24 protein-coding genes and 1 pseudogene are annotated in these 26,472 nt (G+C 71.7%); 10 read left to right on the forward strand and 15 right to left on the reverse strand.

Annotated features, from left to right (window positions below):
* The first annotated feature begins 69 nt into the window (after positions 1 to 69).
* On the forward strand, positions 70 to 1,263 hold the full coding sequence (locus ACIQHQ_RS19870; protein ID WP_402613467.1) for a lactonase family protein: 1,194 nt from the start codon (positions 70 to 72) through the stop codon (positions 1,261 to 1,263).
* Here ACIQHQ_RS19870 and ACIQHQ_RS19875 read toward each other — a convergent pair.
* Positions 1,231 to 1,959, reverse strand: coding sequence for a DUF2470 domain-containing protein (locus tag ACIQHQ_RS19875; RefSeq protein WP_402613204.1), 729 nt, complete (start codon positions 1,957 to 1,959; stop codon positions 1,231 to 1,233). The two genes, ACIQHQ_RS19870 and ACIQHQ_RS19875, sit on opposite strands and share 33 nt — an antisense overlap.
* A gap of 80 nt (positions 1,960 to 2,039) precedes the next feature.
* On the opposite strand from ACIQHQ_RS19875, the pseudogene ACIQHQ_RS19880 reads away from it, so the two are divergent.
* Positions 2,040 to 2,364, forward strand: a pseudogene (locus ACIQHQ_RS19880) (cytochrome P450); the annotation flags it as partial.
* Here the strand turns inward: ACIQHQ_RS19880 and ACIQHQ_RS19885 are convergent.
* The 11 genes from ACIQHQ_RS19885 to ACIQHQ_RS19935 all read right to left on the reverse strand — a co-directional run bounded on the left by ACIQHQ_RS19885 (position 2,329) and on the right by ACIQHQ_RS19935 (position 13,917).
* The gene (locus tag ACIQHQ_RS19885) at positions 2,329 to 3,171 is read right to left on the reverse strand and encodes a pentapeptide repeat-containing protein (RefSeq protein WP_402613205.1); all 843 of its coding nucleotides are present in this window, start codon (positions 3,169 to 3,171) and stop codon (positions 2,329 to 2,331) included. The pseudogene ACIQHQ_RS19880 and the gene ACIQHQ_RS19885 sit on opposite strands and share 36 nt — an antisense overlap.
* A gap of 30 nt (positions 3,172 to 3,201) precedes the next feature.
* Positions 3,202 to 4,098, reverse strand: a complete 897-nt coding sequence (gene sigJ / locus ACIQHQ_RS19890) for an RNA polymerase sigma factor SigJ (protein ID WP_402613206.1) — start codon at positions 4,096 to 4,098, stop codon at positions 3,202 to 3,204.
* 33 nt (positions 4,099 to 4,131) lie between these two features.
* Positions 4,132 to 4,866 carry a PIG-L deacetylase family protein gene (locus tag ACIQHQ_RS19895; protein ID WP_402613207.1) on the reverse strand — a complete coding sequence of 245 codons (735 nt, stop codon included), beginning with the start codon at positions 4,864 to 4,866 and terminating at the stop codon, positions 4,132 to 4,134.
* A gap of 50 nt (positions 4,867 to 4,916) precedes the next feature.
* Positions 4,917 to 6,218 (reverse strand): alpha/beta fold hydrolase, encoded by a 1,302-nt coding sequence (locus tag ACIQHQ_RS19900; RefSeq protein WP_402613208.1) that lies wholly within the window; start codon positions 6,216 to 6,218, stop codon positions 4,917 to 4,919.
* A 109-nt stretch (positions 6,219 to 6,327) separates the two neighbouring features.
* Positions 6,328 to 7,353, reverse strand: a complete 1,026-nt coding sequence (locus ACIQHQ_RS19905) for a LacI family DNA-binding transcriptional regulator (protein ID WP_402613209.1) — start codon at positions 7,351 to 7,353, stop codon at positions 6,328 to 6,330.
* A gap of 88 nt (positions 7,354 to 7,441) precedes the next feature.
* Positions 7,442 to 8,866: a BNR repeat-containing protein gene (locus ACIQHQ_RS19910; protein ID WP_402613210.1), complete on the reverse strand. Its 1,425-nt coding sequence runs from the start codon at positions 8,864 to 8,866 to the stop codon at positions 7,442 to 7,444.
* A gap of 43 nt (positions 8,867 to 8,909) precedes the next feature.
* Positions 8,910 to 9,230 carry an L-rhamnose mutarotase gene (locus tag ACIQHQ_RS19915; protein WP_402613211.1) on the reverse strand — a complete coding sequence of 107 codons (321 nt, stop codon included), beginning with the start codon at positions 9,228 to 9,230 and terminating at the stop codon, positions 8,910 to 8,912.
* Positions 9,231 to 9,247: 17 nt separating this feature from the next.
* The gene (gene rhaS, locus ACIQHQ_RS19920; protein WP_402613212.1) at positions 9,248 to 10,330 is read right to left on the reverse strand and encodes a rhamnose ABC transporter substrate-binding protein; all 1,083 of its coding nucleotides are present in this window, start codon (positions 10,328 to 10,330) and stop codon (positions 9,248 to 9,250) included.
* Between the two features lie 29 nt (positions 10,331 to 10,359).
* The gene (locus tag ACIQHQ_RS19925) at positions 10,360 to 11,370 is read right to left on the reverse strand and encodes an ABC transporter permease (RefSeq protein WP_402613213.1); all 1,011 of its coding nucleotides are present in this window, start codon (positions 11,368 to 11,370) and stop codon (positions 10,360 to 10,362) included.
* Positions 11,363 to 12,403, reverse strand: coding sequence for an ABC transporter permease (locus tag ACIQHQ_RS19930; protein WP_402613214.1), 1,041 nt, complete (start codon positions 12,401 to 12,403; stop codon positions 11,363 to 11,365). Before ACIQHQ_RS19930 ends, ACIQHQ_RS19925 begins: the two co-directional genes overlap by 8 nt.
* Positions 12,400 to 13,917: a sugar ABC transporter ATP-binding protein gene (locus tag ACIQHQ_RS19935; RefSeq protein WP_402613215.1), complete on the reverse strand. Its 1,518-nt coding sequence runs from the start codon at positions 13,915 to 13,917 to the stop codon at positions 12,400 to 12,402. The genes ACIQHQ_RS19930 and ACIQHQ_RS19935 overlap by 4 nt, the downstream gene beginning before the upstream one ends.
* Before the next feature lie 261 nt (positions 13,918 to 14,178).
* Between ACIQHQ_RS19935 and rhaI the strand changes: the two genes are divergently transcribed.
* From rhaI to ACIQHQ_RS19965, 6 genes are all read left to right on the forward strand, one after another.
* Complete coding sequence (rhaI, locus tag ACIQHQ_RS19940) at positions 14,179 to 15,339, forward strand: L-rhamnose isomerase (protein ID WP_402613216.1); 1,161 nt, start codon at positions 14,179 to 14,181, stop codon at positions 15,337 to 15,339.
* Positions 15,340 to 15,477: 138 nt separating this feature from the next.
* Positions 15,478 to 17,517: a bifunctional aldolase/short-chain dehydrogenase gene (locus ACIQHQ_RS19945; RefSeq protein WP_402613217.1), complete on the forward strand. Its 2,040-nt coding sequence runs from the start codon at positions 15,478 to 15,480 to the stop codon at positions 17,515 to 17,517.
* The gene (locus ACIQHQ_RS19950) at positions 17,514 to 18,962 is read left to right on the forward strand and encodes a rhamnulokinase family protein (protein ID WP_402613218.1); all 1,449 of its coding nucleotides are present in this window, start codon (positions 17,514 to 17,516) and stop codon (positions 18,960 to 18,962) included. Before ACIQHQ_RS19945 ends, ACIQHQ_RS19950 begins: the two co-directional genes overlap by 4 nt.
* 105 nt (positions 18,963 to 19,067) lie before the next feature.
* Positions 19,068 to 19,823 carry a (Fe-S)-binding protein gene (locus ACIQHQ_RS19955; protein ID WP_402613219.1) on the forward strand — a complete coding sequence of 252 codons (756 nt, stop codon included), beginning with the start codon at positions 19,068 to 19,070 and terminating at the stop codon, positions 19,821 to 19,823.
* Entirely contained in the window at positions 19,820 to 21,298 is a 1,479-nt protein-coding gene (locus tag ACIQHQ_RS19960; protein ID WP_402613220.1) for a LutB/LldF family L-lactate oxidation iron-sulfur protein, read from the forward strand. The genes ACIQHQ_RS19955 and ACIQHQ_RS19960 overlap by 4 nt, the downstream gene beginning before the upstream one ends.
* The gene (locus tag ACIQHQ_RS19965) at positions 21,295 to 21,957 is read left to right on the forward strand and encodes a lactate utilization protein C (protein WP_402613221.1); all 663 of its coding nucleotides are present in this window, start codon (positions 21,295 to 21,297) and stop codon (positions 21,955 to 21,957) included. The genes ACIQHQ_RS19960 and ACIQHQ_RS19965 overlap by 4 nt, the downstream gene beginning before the upstream one ends.
* Here ACIQHQ_RS19965 and ACIQHQ_RS19970 read toward each other — a convergent pair.
* Together ACIQHQ_RS19970 and ACIQHQ_RS19975 are read right to left on the reverse strand one after the other, a co-directional pair.
* Entirely contained in the window at positions 21,933 to 22,052 is a 120-nt protein-coding gene (locus ACIQHQ_RS19970; protein ID WP_402613469.1) for a hypothetical protein, read from the reverse strand. The two genes, ACIQHQ_RS19965 and ACIQHQ_RS19970, sit on opposite strands and share 25 nt — an antisense overlap.
* A gap of 720 nt (positions 22,053 to 22,772) precedes the next feature.
* Positions 22,773 to 23,345, reverse strand: a complete 573-nt coding sequence (locus ACIQHQ_RS19975; protein WP_402613222.1) for a TetR/AcrR family transcriptional regulator — start codon at positions 23,343 to 23,345, stop codon at positions 22,773 to 22,775.
* A gap of 147 nt (positions 23,346 to 23,492) precedes the next feature.
* On the opposite strand from ACIQHQ_RS19975, the gene ACIQHQ_RS19980 reads away from it, so the two are divergent.
* Both ACIQHQ_RS19980 and ACIQHQ_RS19985 read left to right on the forward strand, forming a co-directional pair.
* The gene (locus ACIQHQ_RS19980; protein WP_402613223.1) at positions 23,493 to 24,350 is read left to right on the forward strand and encodes an AAA family ATPase; all 858 of its coding nucleotides are present in this window, start codon (positions 23,493 to 23,495) and stop codon (positions 24,348 to 24,350) included.
* Positions 24,347 to 25,705 carry a VWA domain-containing protein gene (locus tag ACIQHQ_RS19985; protein WP_402613224.1) on the forward strand — a complete coding sequence of 453 codons (1,359 nt, stop codon included), beginning with the start codon at positions 24,347 to 24,349 and terminating at the stop codon, positions 25,703 to 25,705. The genes ACIQHQ_RS19980 and ACIQHQ_RS19985 overlap by 4 nt, the downstream gene beginning before the upstream one ends.
* Here ACIQHQ_RS19985 and ACIQHQ_RS19990 read toward each other — a convergent pair whose 3' ends face one another.
* Positions 25,706 to 26,410, reverse strand: a complete 705-nt coding sequence (locus ACIQHQ_RS19990) for an SDR family oxidoreductase (RefSeq protein WP_402613225.1) — start codon at positions 26,408 to 26,410, stop codon at positions 25,706 to 25,708.
* Between the last annotated feature and the right edge of the window lie 62 nt (positions 26,411 to 26,472).

Consider the following 26,472-nt stretch of genomic DNA (forward strand, 5'->3'; position numbering starts at 1 on the left):
TGCACCCGACGGCCGGGAAACGTCAAGGTGGCTGTCACAACGGGGACGAGCGACGATCTGAGGGGCGACATGGACAGTGGTGGCTGGAGCAGGCGCCGGTTCGTCGGCGCACTGGCGGGCGGGGCCGCCGCGGCGGCGCTGCCGTCCTGCGACAACGCGCCCGCGCCCGCGACCACTCCGACCACCGCGCCCGAGGCGAGTGCGAGTCCGTCACGCTGGGCCCGGCGCCCCTCCGGGCCCCGCCCGCTCCACCTCGGCACCTACACCTCCGTCGAGGGGGGCGGCAAGGGTATCGGCCTGGCCACCTATGACCCGGCGACTGGGCGGATCACCGCCGCCGGCACGATCACCGGCGTCGGCGACCCGTCGTACCTCGCGATGCATCCGGACCGCAGCACCCTGTACGCGGTCGACGAGCGGGACGACGGTGCCGTGACCGCCGTCCGGTTGTCCGACCGGAAGGTCCTGGGCAGGCGGAGCACCGGTGGCGCGGCGCCCTGCCATCTGTCGGTGCACCCGGGCGGGCGCTGGCTGCTCAGCGCGAACTACGGCTCGGGCAGTGTGGCCGTGCACCCCATCGAGGCCTCGGGCGCGCTCGGCGAGCGCACCGCCCTCGTCCGGCACTCCAGCCCGCCGCCCGGCCCCGGCCAGGAGGGCCCGCACGCCCACCAGTGCGTCACGAGCCCGGACGGGCGCCATGTTCTCGCCGTCGATCTGGGCACGGACACCGTCTACACGTACCGGCTGGACGAGAAGGCCGGCACGCTCACCGAGGTCGCGCAGGCGCAGACCCGGCCGGGCGCCGGACCGCGCCACCTCACGTTCCACCCGGGCGGCCGATACGCCTATCTCGCCAACGAGGCGGACAACACGGTGGCGGTCTGCTCGTACGACCGGGCCTCCGGCCGGGTGACCGTCGGTGAGGCGCAGTCCACGGGCACGGGTCCGGGGACGAACTACCCGGCGCAGCTGCTGGTGACCGCGAACGGCCGGTACGCCTACCTCGCCAACCGCGGCCACGACAGCCTCACCCGCTACGCCGTCGAGGCGGACGGCGCCCGGCTCAGGCTGCTCGACACGGTGCCGGTGGGCGGGGACTTCCCACGCCAGATCGCCTTCTCACCGGAGGGCACGCTGCTGTTCGCGGCGAACCAGAAGTCTTCCACCGTCACCGTCTTCCACGTGGACGAGGCGAACGGCGAACTGCGGCGCGCGCGCGAATCGTTCACCTCACCCGTCGCCGTCTGTGCGCTGCCGCTGTAGGGCCCGCGGGCAGGACGCGGCGCCGGCCTGGGAAAGCAGGATGTGCATCCGCTCGGTGAGCTGTGCGACGTCGTCGGCGGGCGCGTGGAACACCAGGCGTACGTCGCCGTGGGCGCGGGCGCGTTCGATGCGCAGCGTCAGTGCGTGCCGGTCGAGGGCGAGCGGCTGGACACGGACCGCGCCGTACAGGCTCTCGGAGTCGACGAGCCGGGTGAGGCGCTCGACGGCGTCGGCGTGGCAGTCGGCCAGGTGGGTCAGCAGCCGGGCCTCGGCCGTGGCGAGGGGGTCGGGAGCGGCGGCGGCGAAGTCGGCGAGATCCACGACCACGGAGCCGGACGGCTGCCGCAGCACCACGCGCGTGGGCGTGAAGGCGAGCCTCTCCCCCTCGACGGCGAACCAGCCGGCGAGCCACAGCCGGGCGCGGATCCGGTTGCGTACGGGGACGGGCGCGACATCGGCGAACTCCAGCACCGCTGACGGCTCGCCGCGGGGCGCGCAGATCGCGGCCGCGAGCAGGGCGCTGTCCTCGGACACCGCCATGAGCACCCGGCCGTCCTCCTCCACCGTGTGCGCGCCGACCAGCTCCTCCCGCGTGCCCTCCGCGGTCACCGAGCAGGACCACGCGGCGGCGAGCACCGAGCGTGCCCGTTCCGCGGCGGCGGGAGCCGCCGTCCAGCTGTGGCTGTCGTCACCCATCCCAGACCTCCTTAGGTAAGCCTCACCTAACCTACCGAAGATCCAGGCGCACGCCAACCACCTCTCGGGCGCGGTCCGTCGCCCGCACACCTTCGAGCCGTGTCCCGCGCCCCTTCGCGCCGTTCGGGACGGGCGCGCGGGCGTGCATCGGGCGCCACGTCGCGCTGCACGAGGCCACGCTGATGCTCGGGCTCGTGCATCGGGCGCCAGGTCGCGCTGCACGAGGCCACGCTGGTGCTCGGGCTGCTGCCGCGCCGCTACGAGCTGCCGCCCGACCGGCCGCCCACTGCTGGTGCGGAACGGCTGACGCTGACGCCGGAGGGCCTGCGACTGCGCCCGGAGCGCCGCACCCCGGTGCGGGAGCCGGCCTCAGGATCGCGGCATCCAGTGCCCGGGGCGGGTGACCGAGCCGGGCAGCCTGGTCCCGGCACTGCCCCGGGCCGCGTTCAGCTGCGGCTGGGTGAGGAAGAACGCCCCGGTCAGGTCGGCGTCCGCCAGGTCCGCGTCGCGCAGGTCGGCACCGATCAGGTCGGCGCCCCGCAGGTCCGCGCCGGTGAGATCGGCGGCGATGAGACAGGCGCCGCGCAGGCTGGCGCCGCGCAGGTCGGCGCCCTTGAGACGGGCACCGACGAGGTCCGCGCCCCGACGGTCCTTCCTGCGGCCCTCGGTGCCGGCCCGGGCCAGCTCGCTCGTCCTCAGCAGCAGCACGTTGACGTCCTGGCGGTGGGCCGCCACGTCCAGCCCGGCGAGCTCCTCCGGGGTCCCGGAGGCGAGCTCCTCGGTCTTCGCCAGCGCCTCGCGCAGTCCGGCGTGGAGGGGACGGGCCGCAGGGAGGGCGAGTGCCTCGGTCAGGTACCACAGCAGCTCGTGCAGGTGCCGGACGACCGGGAACACCTCGAACATGCGACGGGCCCGCTCCGGCGGTCCGGAGCGCCAGTCCCGGCCGCCGAAAGTGATCTGCGAGACCCGCTGCCCGGCGCCGAAGCAGTCGTAGACCGTGCAGCCGGAGAACCCCTTCCGCCGCAGCTTCGCGTGGATACCGCAGCGGTGGTCGTCCCGGAGGTTGCGGCAGGGCGTGCCGGCGGCCTTGTCGACCGCGAAGTCGGCCGAGGCGGCGAAGGGCAGGGCCACACAGCACAGCCCGAAGCACTGCTCGCAGTCGCCGCGCAACTCCGCCTGCCCGGCCTGATGATCTCGCATGCCGTTCAGCATACGAAACGACCCGTCATCGATGAGGCCCGCTCATCCCGCGACCCCGGGGGCGCCCAGCCGCTCCAGCCGCTCGGGGTCGGCCAGGATGTACATGCCGGTGATGCGGCCGCCCTCGATGGTGACGCCCATGACCGACCGCACTCGGCCGCCGACCGCGTCGACCATCCCGACCGAGCCGTTGACCAGCACCAGCCTCGCGGACTGCGTGTAGGGGGCGAACATGAGCGCCTGCTCCGCCACCGCCTTGGCGCCCTGGATCAGCTTGGAGGCGGCCGCACCCCGCACGAGTGCGCCCGAGTCGGCCCGCAGCAGCACATCCGGGTGCAGGACGGCCAGCAACGCCTCGAAGTCCCCGGCGCGCGAGGCGGCGAGGAAGGCGTCGAGCACCTCCTTCTGCCGGCCGAGGTCGGGCTCGGACGAGGGGGTGGCGCCCCGCACACGGCGCCTGGCGCGGCTCGCCAGCTGACGTGTGGCGGCCGGGCTGCGCTCCACGATCGGCGCGATGTCGTCGAACGGCACGGCGAACATGTCGTGCAGCACGAACGCGAGCCGCTCGTCGGGCGCCAGGTTCTCCAGCACGACGAGCAGGGCCAGGCCCACGGATTCGGTCTGGAGCACCTCCTCCGCCGGGTCGACGACCTGCGCCAGGGGTCGTAGCACCGGGTCCGGTACGAAGGCATCGCCCATCGGCTCCTCACGGCGGGCGGCGCGCGAGCGCAGCAGGTCCAGGCAGACCCGGCCGGTCACCGTGGTCAGCCAGCCTCCGAGGTTCCGGATGCCGTCCGCGTCGGTGCGGCCGAGCCTCAGCCAGGCCTCCTGGACGGCGTCCTCCGCCTCGGAGAGCGATCCGAGCATGCGGTAGGCCACCGCCTTGAGATGTCCCCGGTGTTCCTCGAACCGGCCGGCCAGTTCCACGCTGCCCGTCATGGTCTCCCCCGTGGTCCGCCGGTCGAGCGCCGATCATCTGCCGAAGAGTTCGAACGCCACCGCCGGACGGCCCCCGAACCGCTCCCCCGTCGCCTCGGCGTGCCGCGTCAGAAAGCCTCGCACGTACGTCTCCGGGTCCTCGCTGGTCAACACCTCGATATAGGTACGGTGTTCGAGCAGGGAGCGCACCGCCCGTTCCATCCCGGGCGTCGCGTCGACGGCGTGGGTGGGGGTGCCGGAACCGGCGACGGCCACCCAGCGCACTCCGTCCCACGGGTCGAGGCCCTGCTCGACGAGCTCGGGGAAGATCCACCGGTTGCCGGCGTCACCGGCCGCGTCGAGGGTGGCCCGGCCCACGGCCACGTGGTCCGGGGTGTTCCAGGCGACGCCGCCCCAGGTGTCGCGGTGGTTGAGGGTGATGACCAGCTCGGGCCTGTGCCGGCGGATCGCGGCGGCGATGTCACGGCGCAGCGCGGTGCCGTACTCGATGACGCCGTCCTTGTGGTCGAGGAACTCCACCTCCGACACCCCGACCACCGCCGCGCTGGCCCGCTGCTCCCGCTCGCGCAGCGGCCCGCACCGCTCGGGCTCCAGCGTGTCGATGCCCGCCTCACCCCGGGTCGCGAGCACGTAGGCGACCTCGCGGCCCTCGTCGGTCCAGGCCGCGATCGCCGCCGAGCAGCCGTACTCGAGGTCGTCCGGGTGGGCCACGACCGCGAGGGCACGCCGCCAGTCACCGGGCATGGGCTGGAGTTGAGTGGTCGTCATGTCCGCAGACTAGTCCGCGCCGCCGACATCACCACGGCTCCGGCGCGGTATCACTCCTCACCCCGGACCAGCGCGAGCAGCCGGTCGAGGACGCGGGGGCCGCCGGTGCGCACGCCGTCGTGCTCGAACTCGTCGGTGATCCAGGTGCGCAGGCCCCGGATCGCGCGGGCGGTGCGCAGGGAGTGGGCCGTGTCGACGTACATGTCGTCGTGGTAGACGGCCGCCACCACCGGCACGGTGTTGGCGGCGAGGCGGGCGGGGTCGTACAGGGGCGTCCAGTCGGTGCGGGCGGCGAGCAGGTCGGCGGTCTCGCGCAGCGGGCGAAGGGCCGGGTCGCACTCGAACATCCAGGGATGAATCGATTCTCCGGTGAAGAGCAGCGACTCGTCGCCCGCGAGCGCCTTGGCGGCGTCGAACTGCGGGAACTCGGCGCGGACCCGCTCGGCCGACCAGGCGGTGGGCCGGGCGTCCTGGCCGTAGATCGACTCGTGGATCAGGGCGTACAGGGGGTGCCGGGCGTAGGAGAGCATGGCCTGGACCTGCTCCTGGAACGCGTCGGAGAGCGTGAAGCCCTGCGGGGTGCGGACGAAGGCGTTCTCCAGGAGGTAGTGCAGTCGGTGGGTGCCGTCTCCGGTCCCGAGGACGATGCCGAGGGACTGGAAGGCCTCGACGGTCAGCCGGTAGCCGCTCGGCAGGACCACGTTGTGTGTCAGCAGGTGGTCGGCGATGCGGCGGGCACGCTCGGCGTCCTGCGGGTAACGGGCGTAGTGGGCGGCGACCTTGCGTTCGATGCGCGGGAAGGCGGCCCGGTAGACGTCGTCGGCGTGGGCGTCGAGGGAGGGCAGACCGCCGGTGATCACGGCGGTGGCCAGGCCCTCGGGCGCGAGGGAGAGGTAGCTGGTGACGCAGAAGCCGCCGAAGCTCTGCCCGAGGACGGTCCAGGGCTTGCCGCCCGTGACCTGCGCGCGGATGACCTCGCAGTCGCGGACGATCGCGTCGGCGCGAAAGTGCGTGAGGTAGCCGGCCTGCTCGGCGGGGCCGCCGCGCAGCGGGAGCGTCTGCCGGTTGGCGGGCGTGCTGTGGCCGGTGCCGCGCTGGTCGAGGAGCAGCACGCGGTACTCCTTCAGGGCCCTGCCCAGCCAGCCCGGCCGGCCGACGGACCGGTCCGCGCCGAATCCGGGGCCGCCCTGGAGGTAGAGCAGCCACGGCAGGTCCTGGTGCGTCTTGCCGCTCGCGACGACCTCGCGGGCGTACAGCTCGATCGTCTCGCCCTCGGGCCGGTCGTGGTCCAGGGGGACGGTGAAGCGGCGGTCGGTGAGGACGACTCCGGGCTGGCGGTAGCTGAGGGACAACAGGGCTCCCGGGACGGAAGGATTTACTGGCCGCGTCCCAGTTCATCACAGTGAACGTGCGGGGGGAGGTCCTTCGGATCATGAAATCCCGCTGAACGGCGGTTCAGGCTCAGCGCGCGGACAGACTGGAGCGGCGCACCACCAGCTCGGGCTGGAGGACGACCCGCCGGTGCTCGTGCGGCCGCGCCGCACCCTCCTCCTCCGTCTCCTCCAGGAGCAGGTCGGCGGCCATGGCGCCCATCGTGACCGCGGGCTGTCGTACCGAGGTGAGGGGGACGGCGGCGGCGGCCGCGAACTCGATGTCGTCGTAGCCGACGATGGCCAGGTCGTCGGGGACGCCGACACCGGCCGCGTACATGGCCTGCAGGACGCCGAGGGCGAGCAGGTCGTTGGCGCAGAACACGGCGGTGGGCCGGTCGGAGAGGCCGAGCAGCCGGGCCCCGGCGTCGCGGCCCGCGGCGACGTCCAGCCGCTCGGTGGGCAGTTCGCGCAGCGCGTCGGGGCCGAGCCCGGCCTCGGCGAGCGCGTCGAGGGCGCCGGTGCGCCGGTCACGAACCTGGTTCAGGCCGGGCGGGCCGCTGACGTAGGCGAGGGAACGGTGCCCGGCGTCGACGAGGTGGCGTACCGCGAGGGCGCCGCCCGCCACGTCGTCGACGGAGACCGAGCACTCGGTGGTGCCCTCGGCGACCCGGTCGACCAGGACGAACGGGATGCCGTGCCGGCGGAACGCCTCGATGTTGCGGCCGGTCGCGTCGGCGGGGGTGAGCAGCACGCCGCGCACCCGCTGCTCGGCGAAGAGCGACAGGTACTCGGCCTCCTCGCCCGGGCTCTGGGCGCTGTTGCAGACCATCACGCCGAGTCCGGCCTCGCGGGCGGCGCGCTCGGCCCCGCGCGCCACGTCGACGAAGAAGGGGTTGCCCATGTCGAGGACGAGCAGCCCCATGATGCGGCTGCGGCCGGCGCGCAGCTGGCGCGCCGACTCGCTGCGGACGTAGCCGAGCCGGTCTATCGCGGACAGCACCCGGGCCCGGGTCTCGGTCGCGACCGTGTCCGGGCGGTTGATCACGTTCGAGACCGTGCCGACGGAGACTCCGGCGACGCGGGCGACGTCCTTGATACCCACCGACTGGGCCATCGAGCAGGGACCTCCAGAGGGAGACGAGGGGGGCGGCGGCCGGGGCGGCTTCACACTACCGGCACGCCGCCCCGGGAACCGGATGCGGTCAGGCGGGCAGACGGAAGTCGGTCACGTGCAGCGCCGAGGGCGTCGTACCGCTGGACTTCTCCTGGTACATGACGGACAGCACCCCGTCCTGCGCGACCCGCGTCTCGTCGATGACGACCTCGCCGAAGGCGTTGAGGCCGCTGCCGTCGAACAGGATCTTCCAGTCGGTGTATCCGGAGGCGGCGGAGGCGGCGGCGATCCGGCCGAAGGGGAAGATCGCATACGCGTTGTCGTACTTGTCCAGGATCAGCTTGGTGCGCTGGCTGGAGTTCAACGGGACCGGTATCTCGGTCTTCTGCCAGGTGCCCGAGGCGTTCTTGCGGACGTGGAAGGCACGGCCGTTGGCGGTGCGGTTGGCCACGTAGTTCGTGGTGCACTGGCCGAAACGGCCCGGGACGTAGGAGATGATCGCGTGCGGCCGCCCCGCGGAGTCGGTGAACTGGCTCTCCTGGTTCATCAGGGAGTGGTCCGGGTTGAGCGGGTCGACCACCAGGCCCGCGTCGGTCACGGACACCTTGTCGGAGCCTCCGGTGACACCCACGACGGCGCCGGCGTTGTTGCGCCAGGTACGGCCCCGGTCGTCGGAGTAGACGTAGCCGGTGTCGTGGTTGGTGATGCCGCCGCTGCTGCACATGACGGCGCCGTTCTGCTCGCGCCAGGTGAAGAAGGAGTGCAGCCGGCCGTTGCGGTCGTAGTCGATGCCGTGCAGGTACATGTTGCGGGCCGTCGAGGAACCGTGCTCGCTGGTGTACGTGCCGGTGGAGGCGGACCATTCGCCGAGGTTGGTCCACTTGGTGCCGTCGTACTCGGCGAGGGCGTTGCGGCCGTTGCCGGAGACGGCGACGCGGTAGCTCAGCTGGAGCCTGCCCTCAGGCGTGGAGACGAACTGCGGGTAGGTGAACTGCGAGGTGAGCGCCAGACCGTCCAGTGTGGACTGGGGCGCGCCGAAGCGGCTCGCGGTCCAGCTCAGGCCCGCGGGGTTGTCCATGAGCCCGGCGACGGACTTGACGTAGGTGAAGCCGTCGCTGTGGGAGTCCATGTTGAGGTGCAGCCGGCCGTCGACCTTGGAGACGCCCATGGAGATGACGTTGTGCGAGTCGTTGTAGCGAAGGGTGTGACCGACCTTCACGGTGGACCAGGTGCTCGCGCCGAGGGCGCGGCGGCCGACGACGGCGTTGCGGTCGGCGGTGTACCAGACGGCGTACTGGTAGCCCTTGTAGGTCAGCAGGCCGTTCTTCTGGAACGCGTTGTTGTTGACCAGCCCGTCGTAGGACACGAAGAAGATGGCCTGGCTGTCGAGCGTGGTGGTGCCGGTCCGGGTGACGGACGGGCCGGGGTCGGCGGCCCGGGCGATGCCGGAGCCGAGGGCGGGACCCGCCACGGCACTGAGGACCGCTCCGGCCAGCAGCGTACGTCTCTTCATCTCGGGTGGACTCCTTTGTCGGGCAAGACCTAACAGGGTGGATTCACGCAAGGTGGAAAACTTCGGTGAGCGGTTTCATGGCCTCGTCGGGCCGGGCGCCGTCCAGCGACTCGAAGAACGGCGCCATCTCCGTCTGCCAGCGGGCGTTGACGTCGGTGGCTTCCATGGCGGCCTGGGCGGCCGCGAAGTCCTCGGTCTCGAGGTAGCCGACGAGCAGTCCGTCCTCGCGCAGGAAGAGCGAGTAGTTGTGCCAGCCGGTGGCCGAGAGCGCTTCGAGCATCTCCGGCCACACGGCGGCATGGCGTTCGCGGTACTCGGCGAGCCGGTCCTGGCGGACCTTGAGCAGGAAACAGACGCGCTGCATGAAGTACCGCTCCTGAACTAGAAGTCGAACTGGTCGATGTTCTTGGCGTCGAACACGGTCGGCTTGCCGAGGCTGATCACCCCGTCCTTGCCGATGGTGTACTCGCCCATGGAGCCGGCCTTGAAGGTCTCGCCCTCCTTGCCGGTGATCTGCCCGGAGGACAGGGCGACGGCGGTGCGGGCGGCCAGCTCGCCGAGCTTCGCCGGGTCCCACAGCTCGAACGCCTCGACGGTGCCGTTCTTGACGTACTTGCGCATGTCGTTGGGGGTGCCGAGGCCGGTCAGCTTGACCTTGCCCTTGTACTTGGAGCCCGACAGGTACTGGGCCGCGGCCTTGATGCCGACGGTGGTCGGCGAGATGATCCCCTTCAGGTCCGGGTACTCCTGGAGCAGGCCCTGGGTCTGCTGGAAGGACTGCTGGGCGTCGTCGTTGCCGTACGCCGTCTTCACCAGCTTCATGTTCTTGTACTCGGGCTTCTTGAGCTCGTCCTTCATGAAGTCGATCCAGGTGTTCTGGTTCGTCGCGGTCTGCGCGGCGGACAGGATCGCGATCTCGCCCTTGTAGCCGATCTGCTTGGCGAGCAGCTGCACCTCGGTACGGCCCAGGTCCTCGGCGGAGGCCTGCGAGACGAAGGCGTTGCGGCAGTCGGGCGTGGTGTCGGAGTCGTAGGTGACGACCTTGATGTCGTTCTTCATGGCCTGCTTGAGCGCCGTGCACAGGGCGCCCGGGTCCTGCGCGGACACGGCCATCGCGTCGACCTGCTGCTGGGTGAGCGTGTTGACGTAGGAGACCTGCCCGGCGGTGTCGGTCGCGCTGGAGGGCCCGACCTCCTTGTAGCGGGAGCCGAGCTCCTTCAGCGCCTTCTCGCCGCCCTTGTCGGCGCTGGTGAAGTACGGGTTGTTGACCTGCTTGGGCAGGAACCCGACCGTGAGCCCCTTCTTGGTGGCGGCGTTCGGGTCGGCCTTGCCGGCGGTGGCGGCCGAGGCGCCCTCGTTCGCGACGTCCTTCTTGGTGGTGCCGCCGCAGGCGGTGAGCGCGAGCGCGAGTGAGGTGGCGGTGGCGAGGGCCGCGCAGGAGCGGCGGAGGGTGGACTTGCGCATGTCGATGATCCTTTATGAGGAGGGCTGGGTTACGAGGTGGGAGTCGAGGCGGCTCTGCGGCCCGCCCTCGCCGTGGAGATCTGCCGTACGACCCGGGGGCCGAGCACCGACAGGACGAGCAGGACGCCGGTGACGACGATCTGGGACTGGGCGGATACGTCCTGGAGGCTCATCACGTTCTGGAGCGCGCCGAGGAGGAACACCCCGGCGATCGCGCCGCCCAGCGTGCCCTTGCCGCCGTCGAAGTCGATGCCGCCGAGCAGAACGGCGGCCACGACGGACAGTTCGAGGCCGGTGGCGTTGTCGTAACGGGCGCTGGCGTAGTGCAGGGCCCAGAAGATGCCGGTCAGTGAGGCCATCAGACCGGTCAGCGTGAACAGGATCACCTTCTGCCGCTTGACCCGGATGCCGGCGAAACGGGCGGCCTCCTGGCTCGCGCCGATCGCGAACAGCGACCGCCCGAACGGCGTGGCGTGCAGGGAGACCACGGCGATGGCGAGCAGGACGAGGAACGGCAGCAGGGCGTAGGGGATGAAGGTGTCGCCGATGCGCCCGGCCGCGAAGTCCAGGTACTGGGTCGGGAAATCGGTCACCGCGTCGGAGCCGAGCACGATCTGCGCGATGCCCCGGTAGGCGGCGAGGGTGCCGATGGTGACGGCGAGGGACGGCAGCCCCAGTCTGGTCACCAGCAGGCCGTTGACCAGCCCGCACACGACACCCAGCAGCAGGCAGACCGGGATGATCGTCTCGATGGTCATGCCCTGGTTCCACAGGGCGCCCATGACCGCGCCGGACAGCCCCGCGGTGGAGGCGACCGACAGGTCGATCTCGCCGGAGACGACCAGCAGGGTCATCGGCAGGGCGATCAGTGCGATCGGCAGCGTGTTGCCGATGAGGAACGACAGGTTGAGCGCGTTGCCGAACCCGTCGACGAATCCGAAGGAGAACAGCAGGACCACGACGAGCAGGGCGCCGACGGCGGAATCCCACCTCTTCAGGCCGGACCAGCGGACCGCTCGGCTCGGGGAGATGTCAGCCATGGCGGGCGTTCCTCTTCTTCAGGGCGGAGGCCACGCGCAGCGCGACGACCCGGTCGACCGCGATCGCGAGGATGAGCAGGATGCCGTTGATCGCGAGCACCCAGACGGAGCTGACGCCGAGTGCGGGCAGCACGCTGTTGATGGAGGTCAGCAGCAGCGCCCCGAGGGCCGCGCCGTAGACGCTGCCGGAGCCGCCGGTGAAGACGACGCCACCGACCACGACCGCGCTGACGACGGTCAGTTCGTAGCCGGTGCCGGTGCCGGAGTCGACGTTGCCGAACCGGGCGAGGTACATCGCGCCGGCGAGCCCGGCGAGGGCGCCGCAGAAGGTGTACGCGGCGAGGATCCGTGTCCGGACGGGGATGCCGGCGAGGCGGGCGGCCTCCGGGTTGGAGCCGAGCGCGTACAGCTCGCGGCCGCCGGCGAAGTGCTTGAGGTAGGAGGCGGTGGCGATGAGCACCGCGAGCGCGATCAGTGCCAGGTACGGCACCGCCGCGATGCCGCCGGAGCCGAAGTCGACGAATCCGCCGGGCAGATCGGCCGCCGTGATCTGGCGGGAGCCGACCCAGATGGAGTCGACGCCGCGGATGATGTACAGCGTGCCCAGGGTGACGACGAGCGCGGGCACCTGACCGAGGCTGACGAGCAGTCCGTTGAGCAGTCCGAAGCCGAGGCCGAGCAACACGGCCAGCGCGATCGCCACGACGGAATCGCCGCCGCCCTGGAGATACGTGCCGGCGGCGAACGCGCTGATGCCGAGCGTGGATCCGACGGACAGGTCGACGTTGCGGGTGATGACGACCAGGGACTGGCCGGTGGCGACCAGGACCAGGATCGTCGCGTTCAGCAGCAGGTCCTTGATGCCCTGCTCGGACAGGAACTCGCTGTTGCCGGCCTGGGTGACGCCGATCATCGCCAGGAAGACGAGCAGGATGGCGAGTTCGCGCATCTTGAAGACGCGGTCGACCAGCCGGGTGCCGCTCGACTTGGGCACGTCGGCCACGGGGGCCTCTTGCGGGGTGACGACCGTCATGCGGCGGCCCTCCCGGTGGCTGCGGCCATCACGGTTTCCTCGGTGGCGTCGGAGCGGGGGATCTCGGCGGTGAGGCGGCCCTCGTGCATCACCAGCACGCGGTCCGCCATGCCGAGGATCTCGGGCAGGTCGGAGGAGATCATCAGGACGGCCACGCCGTCGGCGGCCAGCTGTGACAGCAGCCGGTGCACCTCGGCCTTGGTGCCGACGTCGATGCCCCGCGTCGGCTCGTCGACGATGAGCACCTTCGGGCCGGTGGCCAGCCACTTGGCGAGCACGACCTTCTGCTGGTTGCCGCCGGAGAGCGTGTTGACCGTGTCGGCGATCCGGGCGTACTTGACCTGGAGCCTGACGGCCCAGTCGAGGGAGCGGCTGCGCTCGGCGCCGCGGTCCACGAGACCGGCCCTGACGGTCGTCCGCAGCCCGGTGAGGCCGATGTTCCGCTCGATGGACATGTCCATCACCAGGCCTTGGGCGCGGCGGTCCTCGGGGACCAGGGCGAGACCGGCGGCCATGGCGGTGGAGGGCGCGCCGTTGACCAGTGCCTTGCCCTGGACCGACACCTCTCCGGCGTCCCAGCGGTCGATGCCGAAGACCGCCCGGGCGACCTCGGTGCGCCCGGCGCCGACGAGTCCGGCCAGGCCGACGATCTCGCCGTGCCGGACCTCGAAGGAGACGTCGGTGAACACTCCCTCGCGGGTCAGCCGGCGCACGCTCAGGGCGACCTCGCCGGGCTTCACGTCCTGCTTGGGGTAGAGCTCGTCGAGTTCGCGGCCGACCATGCGGCGCACGAGGTCGTCCTCGGTCATGCCCTCCAGCGGCTCGCTGGCGATCCAGGCGCCGTCGCGCAGGGTGGTGACCCGCCGGCAGATCTCGAAGATCTCCTCCAGCCGGTGGGAGATGAACAGCACGGCTGCGCCCTGGTCGCGCAGGGTGCGCACGACGCCGAAGAGGCGGGCGACCTCGCTGCCGGTGAGGGCGGCCGTCGGCTCGTCCATGATCAGGACCCGAGCGTCGAAGGAGAGGGCCTTGGCGATCTCCACGATCTGCTGGTCGGCGATGGACAGTCCGCGGGCCGGCCGGTCGGGGTCGAGTTCGACCCCGAGGCGCTTCATGAGGGCGGCGGTCGCGTTGTGGGTGGCCTTGTGGTCGATCCGGCCGAGGGCGCGGCGCGGCTGGCGGCCCATGTAGATGTTCTCGGCGATCGACAGGTCGGGGAAGAGCGTGGGCTCCTGGTAGATCACGGCGATGCCGGCGTCGCGGGCGTCGCCGGGTCCGTGGAAGGCGACGGGCGCACCGTCGAGCAGCACCTGGCCGGCGTCCGGGCGGTGCACGCCGGCGAGCGTCTTGATGAGGGTGGACTTGCCGGCACCGTTCTCACCGGCGAGTGCGTGCACCTCCCCGGGGAACAGCTCCAGGGAGACGTCCCGCAGTGCGCGGACCGCGCCGAAGGACTTGGAGACGTCCTTCAGCGCGAGAACCGGGGCCGGACCCGTGGTGGACGGGTGGGTCATGAGGGCTCCTCGACGACGCCGGCGGGTCGGCCCTCCCGGCGTCGTGAAAGGTTTCAACTGGGTTGCCGGGACGTTAGGCGGGTCGCGCATGTCACGTCAATGGGTTCCGGTCGAAAAAGTTTCGATGCCGCAAGGTCACGCAAGGGTCACGGGAAAGCGTCTTGGCCGGAGGGGTTGACACCCCTTCGGGGGGCCCATAGCTTCGCGTCCTGAATCGTTTCATTCAGTGGTCGTCACGACCCGATGTCACAGGAGCCTGACGTGACCGAGCTCGCCGCGGCGAAGGCCGCTCTCAAGACACAGGCCGTCGAGACGCCGTCGTGGGCGTACGGGAACTCGGGCACACGGTTCAAGGTGTTCGCACAGCAGGGCGTGCCGCGCACCCCGTTCGAGAAGCTGGACGACGCGGCGAAGGTCCACGAGTTCACCGGGGTCGCGCCCACGGTGGCCCTGCACATTCCGTGGGACAGGGTGGACGACTACGCGGCACTGGCCAAGCATGCCGAGCAGCGGGGCGTGAGGCTCGGGGCGATCAACTCCAACACCTTCCAGGACGACGACTACAAACTCGGGAGCATCTGCCATCCGGAGGCTTCCGTGCGGCGCAAGGCGGTGGATCATCTGCTGGAGTGTGTCGACATCATGGATGCGACGGGCTCGACGGATCTGAAGCTGTGGTTCGCCGACGGGACGAACTATCCCGGGCAGGACGACATCCGGGGGCGGCAGGACCGGCTGGCCGAGGGGCTGGCCGAGGTCTACGAGCGGCTCGGGGACGGGCAGCGGATGCTGCTGGAGTACAAGTTCTTCGAGCCGGCCTTCTACACGACGGACGTGCCGGACTGGGGAACCGCCTACGCCCACTGCCTGAAGCTCGGGCCGAAGGCGCAGGTCGTCGTCGACACGGGGCATCACGCGCCGGGGACCAACATCGAGTTCATCGTGGCGACGCTGCTGCGGGAGGGGAAGCTCGGCGGGTTCGACTTCAACTCGCGGTTCTACGCGGATGACGACCTGATGGTCGGGGCCGCTGATCCGTTCCAGCTCTTCCGGATCATGTACGAGGTCGTGCGGGGCGGTGGGTTCTCGCCCGACGTCGCCTTCATGCTCGACCAGTGCCACAACATCGAGGCGAAGATCCCGGCGATCATCCGGTCGGTGATGAACGTGCAGGAGGCCACGGCCAAGGCGCTGCTGGTCGACGGTGACGCGTTGGCCGAGGCGCAGCGGGCGGGCGACGTGCTGGAGGCGAATGCCGTGGTGATGGACGCGTACAACACGGACGTGCGGCCTCTGCTGCGTGAGGTGCGCGAGGAGATGGGGCTGGATCCCGAGCCGCTCGCCGCGTACCGGCGGTCCGGGTGGGCCGAGCAGATCGTCGCCGAGCGGGTCGGTGGGCAGCAGGCGGGGTGGGGTGCGTAGGCGTCCGCCGGCGTCTGCCCGATGGGGGCCGCGGGCCGTGTGCGGCTCGTCGCGCCCCGCGCCGGAGCCGCCGATCGATGCAGCCCCGCGCCCCCAGGAACACCGAATCTCACCCCCTCTCTTCGAAAAGGAACTGGCATGGCTGTTCATCCCGAAGCTGCCGCTCTGCTCGCTCGGTCGCATCGGCTCGGCTCCGATCCCCGGAACACCAACTACGCCGGGGGCAACGCCTCCGCCAAGGGCACCGAGACCGACCCCGTCACCGGTGGGGACATCGAGCTGATGTGGGTCAAGGGATCCGGCGGTGACCTCGGGACCCTGACCGAGGCGGGGCTGGCCGTGCTCCGGCTCGACCGGATGCGGGCGCTCGTCGAGGTGTATCCGGGAGTCGAGCGCGAGGACGAGATGGTCGCCGCCTTCGACTACTGCCTGCACGGCAAGGGCGGGGCCGCCCCCTCCATCGACACCGCGATGCACGGGCTGGTCGAGGCCGCGCACGTCGATCATCTGCACCCGGACTCGGGGATCGCGCTCGCCTGTGCCGCCGACGGGGAGAAGCTGACCGCGGAGTGCTTCGGGGACCGCGTGGTGTGGGTGCCGTGGCGGCGGCCCGGTTTCCAGCTCGGGCTGGACATCGCGGCCGTGAGGAAGGCCAACCCGCAAGCCATCGGGTGTGTTCTCGGCGGCCACGGGATCACCGCCTGGGGGGACACCTCCGAGGAGTGCGAGCGGAACTCTCTGCACATCATCCGGACCGCCGAGCGGTTCCTCGCCGAGCGTGGCAGGCCCGAGCCCTTCGGTCCGGTGATCGAGGGGTACGCCGCGCTGGGCCCCGCCGAGCGGCGGGAGCGGGCCGCCGCCCTCGCGCCGTACGTGCGCGCCCTCGCCTCCCGGGACCGGCCCCAGGTGGGGCATTACAACGACTCCGAGGTCGTGCTCGACTTCCTGGCGAGCGCGGAGCACCCGCGCCTGGCCGCGCTCGGCACCTCCTGCCCCGACCACTTCCTGCGCACCAAGGTCCGCCCGCTGGTGCTGGACCTGCCGCCGACCGCTCCGCTCGACGAGGCGATCGCCCGGCTGAAGGAGCTGCACGCCGCGTACCGCGAGGAGTACGCCGCCTACTACCGGCGGCACGCCGAGCCGGACTCCCCCGCCATGCGGGGCGCCGACCCGGCGATCGTGCTGGTACCGGGCGTGGGCATGTTCTCCTTCGGCAAGGACAAGCAGACCGCCCGGGTGGCGGGCGAGTTCTACGTCAACGCCATCAACGTGATGCGCGGGGCCGAGGCCGTGTCCGCCTACGCGCCGATCGAGGAGTCCGAGAAGTTCCGGATCGAGTACTGGGCGCTGGAGGAGGCCAAGCTCCAGCGGATGCCGAAGCCCAAGGCGTTGGCGACCCGGGTGGCGCTGGTGACCGGTGCCGGCAGCGGGATCGGCAAGGCCATCGCCCACCGGCTCGTCGCCGAGGGGGCGTGCGTGGTCGTCGCCGACCTCGACGCGGAGAACGCCCGGGCCGTCGCCGAGGAACTGGGCGGGTCCGACAAGGCCGTCGCCGTGACCGTGGACGTCACGTCCGAGGAGCAGATCGCCGAGGCGTTCCGGTCGGCCGTGCTGGCCTTCGGCGGAGTGGACCTCGTCGTCAACAACGCCGGCATCTCGATCTCCAAGCCGCTGCTGGAGACCTCCGCCAAGGACTGGGACCTCCAGCACGACATCATGGCGCGCGGGTCCTTCCTCGTGTCGCGGGAAGCGGCGCGCGTGATGATCGCCCAGGAACTGGGCGGTGACATCGTCTACATCGCCTCAAAGAACGCCGTGTTCGCCGGCCCCAACAACATCGCCTACTCCGCCACCAAGGCCGACCAGGCCCACCAGGTGCGGCTGCTCGCCGCCGAGCTGGGCGAGCACGGCGTCCGGGTCAACGGGGTCAACCCGGACGGTGTCGTGCGCGGCTCGGGAATCTTCGCCGGCGGGTGGGGCGCCAAGCGGGCCGCCGTGTACGGGGTGGAGGAGGAGAAGCTGGGTGAGTTCTACGCCCAGCGGACCATCCTCAAGCGCGAGGTGCTGCCCGAGCACGTCGCGGGCGCCGTGTTCGCGCTGACCGGTGGGGACCTCACCCACACGACCGGTCTGCACATCCCGGTCGACGCCGGCGTCGCGGCCGCCTTCCTGCGATGAGCGCGGCTGTGAAGTCCTGCGCCGCGGTCGACCTCGGCGCGTCCAGCGGGCGCGTCATGGTCGGCCGCGTCGGCCCGGACAGCCTGGAGCTGGCCGAGGTCCACCGCTTTCCCAACCGGCCCGTCCGGGTACCCGAGGGGCTGCGCTGGGACGTGCTCGGCCTGTACGCCGGGGTGCTGGACGGCCTGAAGGCGGCCGGGCAGGTCGACTCCGTCGGCATCGACACCTGGGCCGTCGACTACGGGCTGCTCGACGCGGACGGGGCGCTGCTCGGCAACCCCGTGCACTACCGGGACTCCCGTACGGAGGGGGTCGCGGAGAAGGTGTGGGCGACCGTGTCCGCGCAGGAGCTGTACGCCGCGACCGGGTTGCAGTACGCGCCCTTCAACACCCTGTACCAGCTGACCGCCGCGCGATCGACGGCTCAGCTCGCCCAGGCCCGGCGGTTGCTGCTGATGCCCGATCTGCTGACGTACTGGCTCACCGGCGAGCAGGGCACCGAGCTCACCAACGCCTCCACCACCCAGCTGATCGATCCGCGCACCCGCGACTGGGCGTACGGCGTCGCGGAGCGCCTCGGGATCGATCTCGGGCTGTTCGCGCCGCTGCGGCAGCCCGGTGATGCGGCGGGGCTGCTGCTCCCCGAGGTGCTGGAGACCACCGGGCTCGCCGGACCCGTGCCGGTGACGGCCGTCGGGTCACACGACACCGCCTCGGCGGTCGCCGCGGTACCGGCGTCGGGTGAACGGTTCGCCTACATCTGCACGGGCACCTGGTCCCTGGCCGGCCTGGAGCTGGAGGCGCCGGTGCTGACCGAGGAGAGCCGGGCGGCCAACTTCACCAACGAACTGGGCCTGGACGGCACGGTTCGCTATCTGCGCAACATCATGGGGCTCTGGCTGCTCCAGGAGTGCGTACGGGCCTGGGGCGAGAGGGATCTGGGCACGCTGCTGCTGGAGGCGTCCAAGGTGGAGACACTGCGGTCGGTGGTGGACGCGGGCGACGCGGCGTTCCTCGCGCCGGGGCGGATGCCCGAGCGGATCGCCGAGGCCTGCCGGGTCTCGGGGCAGCCCGTGCCCGAATCGCCGGCCGAGGTGACGCGCTGCATCCTCGACTCCCTCGCCCTCGCCCACCGCAAGGCCGTCGAGGACGCCCAGCGGCTCGCCGGGCACGCGGTCGACGTCGTGCATGTCGTCGGGGGCGGTACGCGCAACGCGCTGCTGTGCCAGCTGACCGCCGATGCCTGCGGGCTGCCGGTGGTGGCCGGACCGACCGAGGCCGCCGCGCTAGGGAACGTGCTGGTGCAGGCACGGGCGCACGGGTCGGCCGGCGACCTGGCCGGGATGCGGCGGCTGCTCGTGAACACCCAGCCGCTCACGCGGTACGAGCCGCGCGGCGGGCCCGAGCGATGGCGCGCCGCGCAGGACCGGCTCGCCGGGCACTGACGGGGTCGCCCCCGCTCCTCGTCCTCCTGATCCCTCCCCCACTACGCTGAACCGGTGTGGGAGGGGCCCCAGCACTCATCCCATGACCGACCACTAGGAGCCGCGATGCGTGTCGCCCTGTTCCTGACCTGCGTCAACGACACGCTCTATCCGGACACCGGGCGTGCCGTGGTGAAACTGCTGACCAGACTGGGCGTCGACGTCGACTTCCCGATGGCGCAGACCTGCTGCGGGCAGGCGCACTACAACACCGGATACCGTCACGAGGCCGAGCCCCTCGCTCGTCATTTCTCCGATGTCTTCGGCGGGTACGAGGCGATCGTGACGCCGTCCGGGTCGTGCGGGGCGATGGTGCGGGAGCTGTATCCGCGGATGGGCGAGCGGGCCCGGGCCGAGGGGCGCGGGGACGCCCTCGCGGCGACGCTGGCCCCGGTGGTGCCCAAGACGTACGAGCTCACGCAGTTCCTGGTCGATGTGCTGGGCGTGACGGACGTCGGGGCGTACTACCCGCACAAGGTGACCTACCACCCGACCTGCCACGGGCTGCGCGGACTCGGGCTCGGCGAACGGCCGCGGCGGCTGCTGCGGGCCGTGAAGGGGCTGGAGCTCGTCGAACTGCCGGGCGCGGACGAGTGCTGCGGGTTCGGCGGCACCTTCGCGCTGAAGAACGCCGACGTCTCGGCGGCGATGGGCGCGGACAAGGTGCGCAACGCCGAGTCGACGGGCGCCGAGGTGCTGTGCGCGGCCGACAACTCCTGCCTGATGCACATCGGCGGGACGATGGCCCGGCTGCGGACCGGCATGCGGCCGGTGCACATCGCGGAGATCCTGGCGAGCACGGAGGAGGAACCGGCCGTATGAGCGGGACGTTCGTCGGCATGCCGGCGTTTCCGGAGGCCGCGCGGGAGGCGGTGGCCAATCCGACCCTGCGCGGCAATCTGCGGCACGCCACGCACACCATCCGCGCCAAACGGGCGAAGGCCGTCACGGAGGTGTCCGACTGGGCCGAGCTGCGCGAGGCGGGCAAGCGGATCAAGGACCACACGCTGCGCCATCTGGACCGCTACCTGGAACAGCTGGAGGAGTCGGTCACGGCCGCGGGCGGCGTCGTGCACTGGGCCGCCGACGCGGCCGAGGCCAACGACATCGTGACCCGGCTCGTGAAGATGACCGGCGAGTCGGAGGTCGTCAAGGTCAAGTCGATGGCCACGCAGGAGATCGGCCTGAACGAGGCGCTGGAAGCCGAGGGCATCCGAGCCTACGAGACCGATCTCGCCGAGCTGATCGTGCAGTTGGGCAAGGACCGTCCCTCCCACATCCTGGTGCCGGCCATCCACCGCAACCGGGGCGAGATCCGGGACATCTTCCGCTCCGAGATGAGCGAGTGGGGCCGCCCCGCCCCCGAGGGCCTCACCGACACGCCCGCCGAACTCGCCGAGGCGGCACGGCTGCACCTGCGGGAGAAGTTCCTGCGTGCCAGGGTCGGCATCTCCGGTGCCAACTTCATGGTCGCCGAGACGGGCACCCTGGTGGTCGTCGAGTCGGAGGGCAACGGCCGGATGTGCCTGACCCTGCCCGAGACGCTGATCTCGGTCGTCGGCATCGAGAAGATCGTGCCGACGTGGCGGGACCTGGAGGTGTTCCTGCAGACCCTCCCCCGCTCCTCCACCGCCGAGCGCATGAACCCCTACACCTCGACGTGGACCGGCACGAGCGATCAGGACGGCCCGGGCACCTTCCATCTGGTGCTGCTGGACAACGGCCGCACCGACACCCTCGCCGACGAGGTCGGCCGGCAGGCATTGCGCTGCATCCGCTGTTCGGCGTGCCTGAATGTGTGCCCGGTGTACGAACGGGCCGGCGGCCACGCCTACGGCTCGGTGTACCCCGGGCCGATCGGCGCGATCCTCAGTCCCCAGCTGCGGGGTACGGCCAGCGAGATCGACGCCTCGCTGCCGTACGCGTCCTCGCTGTGCGGGGCGTGCTACGAGGTGTGCCCGGTCGCCATCGACATCCCCGAGGTGCTGGTGCATCTGCGGGAGCGGGTCGTGCAGGGCGGCGAGGTCACGCGGGAGGGCAACAAGGTGGTGCTGCGACCCGCGAAGGGGCATGCCGCCGAGCGGGCGGCGATGCGGGCGGCCCGCTGGGCGTTCACCCACCCGGGCGCGCTGCGCACCGGTCAGCGCGCCGCCTCCCGCACACGCCGCTTCCATCCCCGTACGCTGCCCGGCCCCGGCCGGGCCTGGAGCGGGACCCGGGAGCTGCCGCCGGTGCCCGCCGAGCCGTTCCGGGACTGGTGGCAGCGCACGCGCGGCGGAAAGGACGGGGCGAAGTGAACAGCAGGGAACGGATCCTGGGGCGGGTACGGCGCGCACTGGCGGACGTACCGCGGGACGACGCCCCGTATGAGCGGGCGGTGCCGCGTGACTATGCGCGGGAGCACGGGGACCGGAGTGTCGAGCAGACCGTCGATCTGCTCGCCGAGAACCTGGCGGACTACCGGGCGCTCGTGCACCGCACGGACGCCGGTGGCCTGGCCGCCCTGATAGCGGGGCTGCTGGAGAAGCGCGGTTCGGCCTCGGTGCTCGTGCCGCCGGGACTGGACGAGGGGTGGCTGTCGGCGACCGGTGTGACGCGGGTGGCGGACCGGGCGGAGAGCACCCCGGGAGAACTGGACCGGGTGGACAGCGTGGTGACGGCCTGTGCGGTCGCGATCGCCGAGACCGGCACCCTCGTGCTGGACGGCTCGCCCGACCAGGGCCGCCGCCGGATCACCCTCGTCCCGGACCACCACATCTGCGTCGTCCGCGTCCCCGGCCAGGTCGTGTCGTCCGTCCCTCAGGGGCTCGAACGCCTCGACCCGGCACGCCCGTTGACGTGGATCTCCGGGCCGTCGGCGACCAGTGACATCGAGCTGGACCGGGTCGAGGGGGTGCACGGTCCGCGCACGCTGGAGGTGGTGCTCGTGCGTCAGGGCAGGATCGGGGTGGCGTAGCCGCCGTCGGCCCGCAGGGCACCGCCCGCGGTCGCCGAGGCCTGGTCGGAGGCGAGGTGGACGACCGTGTGGGCACTCTCCTCCGGCTCGATCAGCCGCTGGAGCGGTGATTGCGGGCCGGTGCTGCCGCGCGGCGGCGCGCTGCGCCTCGTCCCCGGGCGGGTCGCGGTCGACGAGTCGGTGAACGAAGTCCTCCATGCCGCCCGTGTGGGCCGGTCCCGCGATCACCGAGTTCACCGTGACGCCGCTGCGGCCGCCTGCTCGGCGAAACCCGGGCTCACCGTGAGCCGGGCCGTCTCGGACAGGCGGTCATGGATCGTCTCGGCGGGGATGACGACCGCCGAGTCGCTGCGACGTTCCGCACGCGGTGCCCCGGCCCGGCCGACCGGGCCACCAAGTGGTACGGGGGCTTCGCCAAGCTGGTGAAGCGCCGCAAGCGCGGCGAGGCCGGCCAGCCGCCCAAGGGCATCGAGGAGACCGGCGACTACGACGTCGCCGAGAAGCCGCCTTCGGTTCGTGCCGGGGAGGACGAGCGGGGGGAGGCGCACGGCGGTCAGGACGTTCGTCGACGTAGCGGCGCCACTCCTCGTCGCCGGTCTCCAGGGGGTCGGCGGACTCGAAGACGCCGAGGGTGTCGACCTGCCCCACCGTGTCCACCGCCTGCCGCGCGCCCACGTCGGTGGTCACATCGGCGGCGAGCACCAGGGGCGAGGGGGGGGCGGGCCTGGCCGGAGACCCGCGGGTATCGCGCACACCGGCGGTGCGGGCGGTTGCGTCCGCCGCGTGAGGGGGCGGGCGCTGCGGCGGCCGCCCCCTCACCGGGTGCCGGAGGCGTCCAGCAGCGCGGTCACGGTCGTCGTCGTCAGGCCGTCCAGTGTCTCGATCCCGGCTCCCGCCCGGGCGCTGGCCCCGTCGAAGACCAGCATCAGCTGGCGGGCGAGCAGCTCCGGATCACGTGCCGCGCCCTCTTCGGCCTGCGTGCGGAAGAAGCCCAGCAGCCATTCCTTCGCCCCGCGGGCGACGACACTCGCCGGGTGCTCGGGAGCCTTCAGCTCGACCAGGGCGGCGAGATAGGGGCAGCCGAGGTAGGCGGGCTCGGCTGACGCCTTCTCCAGCCGGTCGAAGACGTGCAGGATCCTCTCGCGCGGGCTGCCCGCCTCCTCCTGCGGGCCGAGCGCCAGCCGCTCCCCGTACTCCGGCAGCCGCCGGGCCAGGCTCGCCGCGAGGACCTCGTCCTTGCCGGCGAAGAGCTGGTACATGGACCGCTTGGACACCCCGGCGCTGCGGCACAGCGTCTCGACGCCGAGGGAGACGCCCTCCCGGTAGAACAGCTCGGCCGCCGTGTCGAGCAGCCGGTCCCTGGTGGATGCCTTGTCGGTGGTGGCCATACGGGCGAGAGTACCCCGCCGCACGCACCCGGGGAAACCGATCGGTTTAACCGCTGGCCCGGACACGTGGCCCGTGACAACGTGGGTGAACAAGCGCTTAGATAGTGCCCTGCCCGTTCGTCCGGCGCCGCAGTCCGGGAGGCCCCGTTGTTCACATCCGTCGACGACGTCTCCGCACGCCTCGCCGAGACCGGCTACCTCGCTTCGCCCGCCGTCGCCACGACCGTCTTCCTCGCCGACCGGCTCGGCAAGCCGCTCCTGGTAGAGGGCCCGGCCGGCGTCGGCAAGACGGAGCTGGCCAAGGCGGTCGCCGAGGTCGCCGGGGCACGGCTCGTCCGCCTCCAGTGCTACGAGGGGGTCGACGAGTCCCGGGCGCTGTACGAGTGGAACCACGCCAAACAGCTCCTGCGCATCAGCGCGGGCCGCGACGAGACGTGGGACGAGGCCCGCACCGACATCTTCAGCGAGGAGTTCCTGCTCCCCCGGCCCCTGCTGACCGCGATCCGGGGCGAAGACCCCACGGTGCTGCTGATCGACGAGACGGACAAGGCCGACGTCGAGGTGGAGGGCCTGCTGCTGGAGGTGCTGAGCGACTTCCAGGTGACCGTCCCCGAGCTGGGCACCATCACGGCGACGCACCGCCCCCTCGTCGTCCTCACCTCCAACGCGTCCCGGGAGCTGTCGGAGGCCCTGCGTCGCCGCTGCCTCTTCCTGCACATCGGCTTCCCCGACGAGGAGCTGGAGCGCCGGATCGTACGACTGAAGGTGCCGGGCCTCGACGAGGCACTGGCCCGCTCGGTCGTGCGGGTCGTGGCCGCGCTGCGGGCGATGGACCTGCGCAAGGTGCCGTCGGTCGCCGAGACGGTCGACTGGGCGCACACCCTGCTCGCTCTCGGCGCCGGCACCCTGGACGAGACCGTCGTGCGAGCCACGCTCGGCGTGCTCCTCAAGCACCAGGACGACGTCCTCAAAGCGTCCGCGAAGCTCGACCTGGACGCCCTGTGACCACGCCGGCGGGCGTCGCCGAACGGCTGACGTCCCTGGTCGGGGCGCTGCGCGCGCACGGCGTGCGGATCGGCACCGGCGAGAGCGTCGACGCGGCACGGGCCATCGAGGAACTCGGCCTCGCGGACCGGGAGCTGCTGCGCGAAGGGCTCGCCGCCACGCTGCTGCACGGGCCCGGGCAGCGCCAGGTGTTCGACCCGGTCTTCGACCTCTGCTTCCCGAGCGGTGTCGGCGGCCCGGAGCAGCGGGCGGCGGGGCGGGAGGAACTGCGGGACCGGCTGGTCGACGCCCTGGCAGCCGACGACCGAGCGATGCTGGGCCGGCTGGCGATCGAGGCGGTCGACGGCTTCGGCGGCTACGGTTCCTCACCCGAGTCCGACGGCTGGTCGTCGTACCAGACGCTCGAACGGCTGCGGCCGCAGACGCTGCTGGCCCGCGTGCGCGACAACGTCCGGGGGCGGACCGGGAGTTCCGGATTCGCGGACCGGCTGCTGGAGGACGAGATCCGGCGGCGCATCGACGTCTTCCGCGCCCTGGTGGCCGCGGAGGCACGGCGGCGGGTCGCCGAGCGGCGCGGGCGGGACGAGATCGCCCGTCGGGCGGTCGCCCCGACCGCCGACCGGGTCGACTTCCTGTTCGCCGGGCCGGTCCGGCTGGCCGAGCTGCGCAGGACGGTCCAGCCGCTGGCCCGTAAACTCGCCACGCGCCTCGCGGCCCGGCGCCGACGCGTCTCCCGGGGCACGATCGATCTGCGGCGGACCCTGCGCGGTTCGCTGTCCACGGGCGGAGTGCCGATGAAGCCGGTGCTGCGCCGGCGGCGTCCGGCACGGCCCGAACTGGTGCTGTTGTGCGATGTGTCGGGGTCGGTTTCCGGCTTCTCGGACTTCACCATGCTGCTGGTGCAGGCACTGCACGACCAGTTCGGCAAGGTGCGCGTGTTCGCCTTCGTCAACCGGATCGACGAGGTGACCGGGCTGCTGGAGCACGGCAGGGCCGACCCGGAAGGACTGGGCGTCCGCATCCAGGCGGAAGCGGCGGTCACGGGCCATCACGGCAGCAGCGACTACGGCATGGCGCTGGGCGAGTTCGCCGAGCGCTACGGGGACGCGGTCGGTTCGCGCACGACGGTGTTCGTCCTCGGTGACGCCCGCACGAACCGGGGCGACCCGAATCTGCCCGCCGTGCGGCGGATCGCCGAACGCGCCCGTCGTGTGCACTGGCTGAATCCCGAGCAGCGCTCCCGCTGGGGCACCGGCGACTCGGTCGCGCCCGCTTACGCCGAGCTGGTCGAGATGCACGAGTGCCGCAACGCCCGGCAGTTGAGCGCGCTGGTGGCGCGGCTGCTACCGGTGTGATCAGGCGGCGGCGAGCTGCGGGTACAGGGCCGCGGGGTCGGCCGCCAGCCCTGCCTTGACCTGCCGTGAGACGTCGTCGGCCAGGACCTCGTAGGCGCCGGACGCGATGCCGTCGAGGGCCTGGGCGGCGACGGACGCGGCCGTGGACTTGGGGGCGTCGACGCCGACGGTCATGTCCGTGTCGACGTAGCCGACGTGGAGGCCGGTGACGTCGATCCCGCGCGGCTTCAGGTCCAGGCGCAGCGAGTTGGTCTGCGACCAGAAGGCGGCCTTGGAGGCGCTGTAGGAGCCGGCGAGGCCGATCCACGACAGCACGGAGTGGACGTTGAGGATGTGGCCGCCGCCGTTGCGCTCGATGACGGGGACGAAGGCCCGGGTCACCAGGAGCGGCCCGTAGAAGTTGGTCTCGAACTCCCTGCGCACGTCCTCCACGGGCGAGTCGAGGAAGTTCGCGTTCACCGAGGCACCGGCGTTGTTGATCAGCAGGGTGACGTCCTGTGCCTGCTCGGCCGCCGCGGCGACGGACGCGGGGTCGGTCACCTCCAGGGCCAGCGGCAAGGCGTCGGGGTGGGTGACGGTGCGCGGGTCGCGGGCGGTGGCGTACACCTTCCGCGCGCCCCGCTCGTAGAGGGCCTCGACCAGCGCCCGGCCGATGCCGCGACTGCCGCCGGTGACTAGTGCGACGGAACCTTCGATTGCGGTCATGGGAGTCTCCCTGAGGTTCTCAGCTTGGAAACCGATCGGTTTCCCTTGCCGGGAAGCGTAAA

Source organism: Streptomyces sp. NPDC092370 (assembly GCF_044755265.1).
Classification (GTDB): Bacteria; Actinomycetota; Actinomycetes; order Streptomycetales; family Streptomycetaceae; genus Streptomyces.

Coding starts and splice junctions, on each gene's coding strand:
- rhaS (WP_402613212.1), bottom strand. CDS start 10,330: ATGCGCAAGTCCACCCTCCGCCGCTCCTGCGCGGCCCTCGCCACCGCC.
- ACIQHQ_RS19975 (WP_402613222.1), bottom strand. CDS start 23,345: ATGGCCACCACCGACAAGGCATCCACCAGGGACCGGCTGCTCGACACG.
- ACIQHQ_RS19905 (WP_402613209.1), bottom strand. CDS start 7,353: ATGGCCCAGTCGGTGGGTATCAAGGACGTCGCCCGCGTCGCCGGAGTC.
- ACIQHQ_RS19910 (WP_402613210.1), bottom strand. CDS start 8,866: ATGAAGAGACGTACGCTGCTGGCCGGAGCGGTCCTCAGTGCCGTGGCG.
- ACIQHQ_RS19960 (WP_402613220.1), top strand. CDS start 19,820: ATGAGCGGGACGTTCGTCGGCATGCCGGCGTTTCCGGAGGCCGCGCGG.
- ACIQHQ_RS19955 (WP_402613219.1), top strand. CDS start 19,068: ATGCGTGTCGCCCTGTTCCTGACCTGCGTCAACGACACGCTCTATCCG.
- ACIQHQ_RS19945 (WP_402613217.1), top strand. CDS start 15,478: ATGGCTGTTCATCCCGAAGCTGCCGCTCTGCTCGCTCGGTCGCATCGG.
- ACIQHQ_RS19930 (WP_402613214.1), bottom strand. CDS start 12,403: ATGACGGTCGTCACCCCGCAAGAGGCCCCCGTGGCCGACGTGCCCAAG.
- ACIQHQ_RS19990 (WP_402613225.1), bottom strand. CDS start 26,410: ATGACCGCAATCGAAGGTTCCGTCGCACTAGTCACCGGCGGCAGTCGC.
- ACIQHQ_RS19935 (WP_402613215.1), bottom strand. CDS start 13,917: ATGACCCACCCGTCCACCACGGGTCCGGCCCCGGTTCTCGCGCTGAAG.
- ACIQHQ_RS19895 (WP_402613207.1), bottom strand. CDS start 4,866: ATGACGACCACTCAACTCCAGCCCATGCCCGGTGACTGGCGGCGTGCC.
- ACIQHQ_RS19885 (WP_402613205.1), bottom strand. CDS start 3,171: ATGCTGAACGGCATGCGAGATCATCAGGCCGGGCAGGCGGAGTTGCGC.
- sigJ (WP_402613206.1), bottom strand. CDS start 4,098: ATGACGGGCAGCGTGGAACTGGCCGGCCGGTTCGAGGAACACCGGGGA.
- ACIQHQ_RS19925 (WP_402613213.1), bottom strand. CDS start 11,370: ATGGCTGACATCTCCCCGAGCCGAGCGGTCCGCTGGTCCGGCCTGAAG.
- ACIQHQ_RS19870 (WP_402613467.1), top strand. CDS start 70: ATGGACAGTGGTGGCTGGAGCAGGCGCCGGTTCGTCGGCGCACTGGCG.
- ACIQHQ_RS19915 (WP_402613211.1), bottom strand. CDS start 9,230: ATGCAGCGCGTCTGTTTCCTGCTCAAGGTCCGCCAGGACCGGCTCGCC.
- ACIQHQ_RS19950 (WP_402613218.1), top strand. CDS start 17,514: ATGAGCGCGGCTGTGAAGTCCTGCGCCGCGGTCGACCTCGGCGCGTCC.
- ACIQHQ_RS19875 (WP_402613204.1), bottom strand. CDS start 1,959: ATGGGTGACGACAGCCACAGCTGGACGGCGGCTCCCGCCGCCGCGGAA.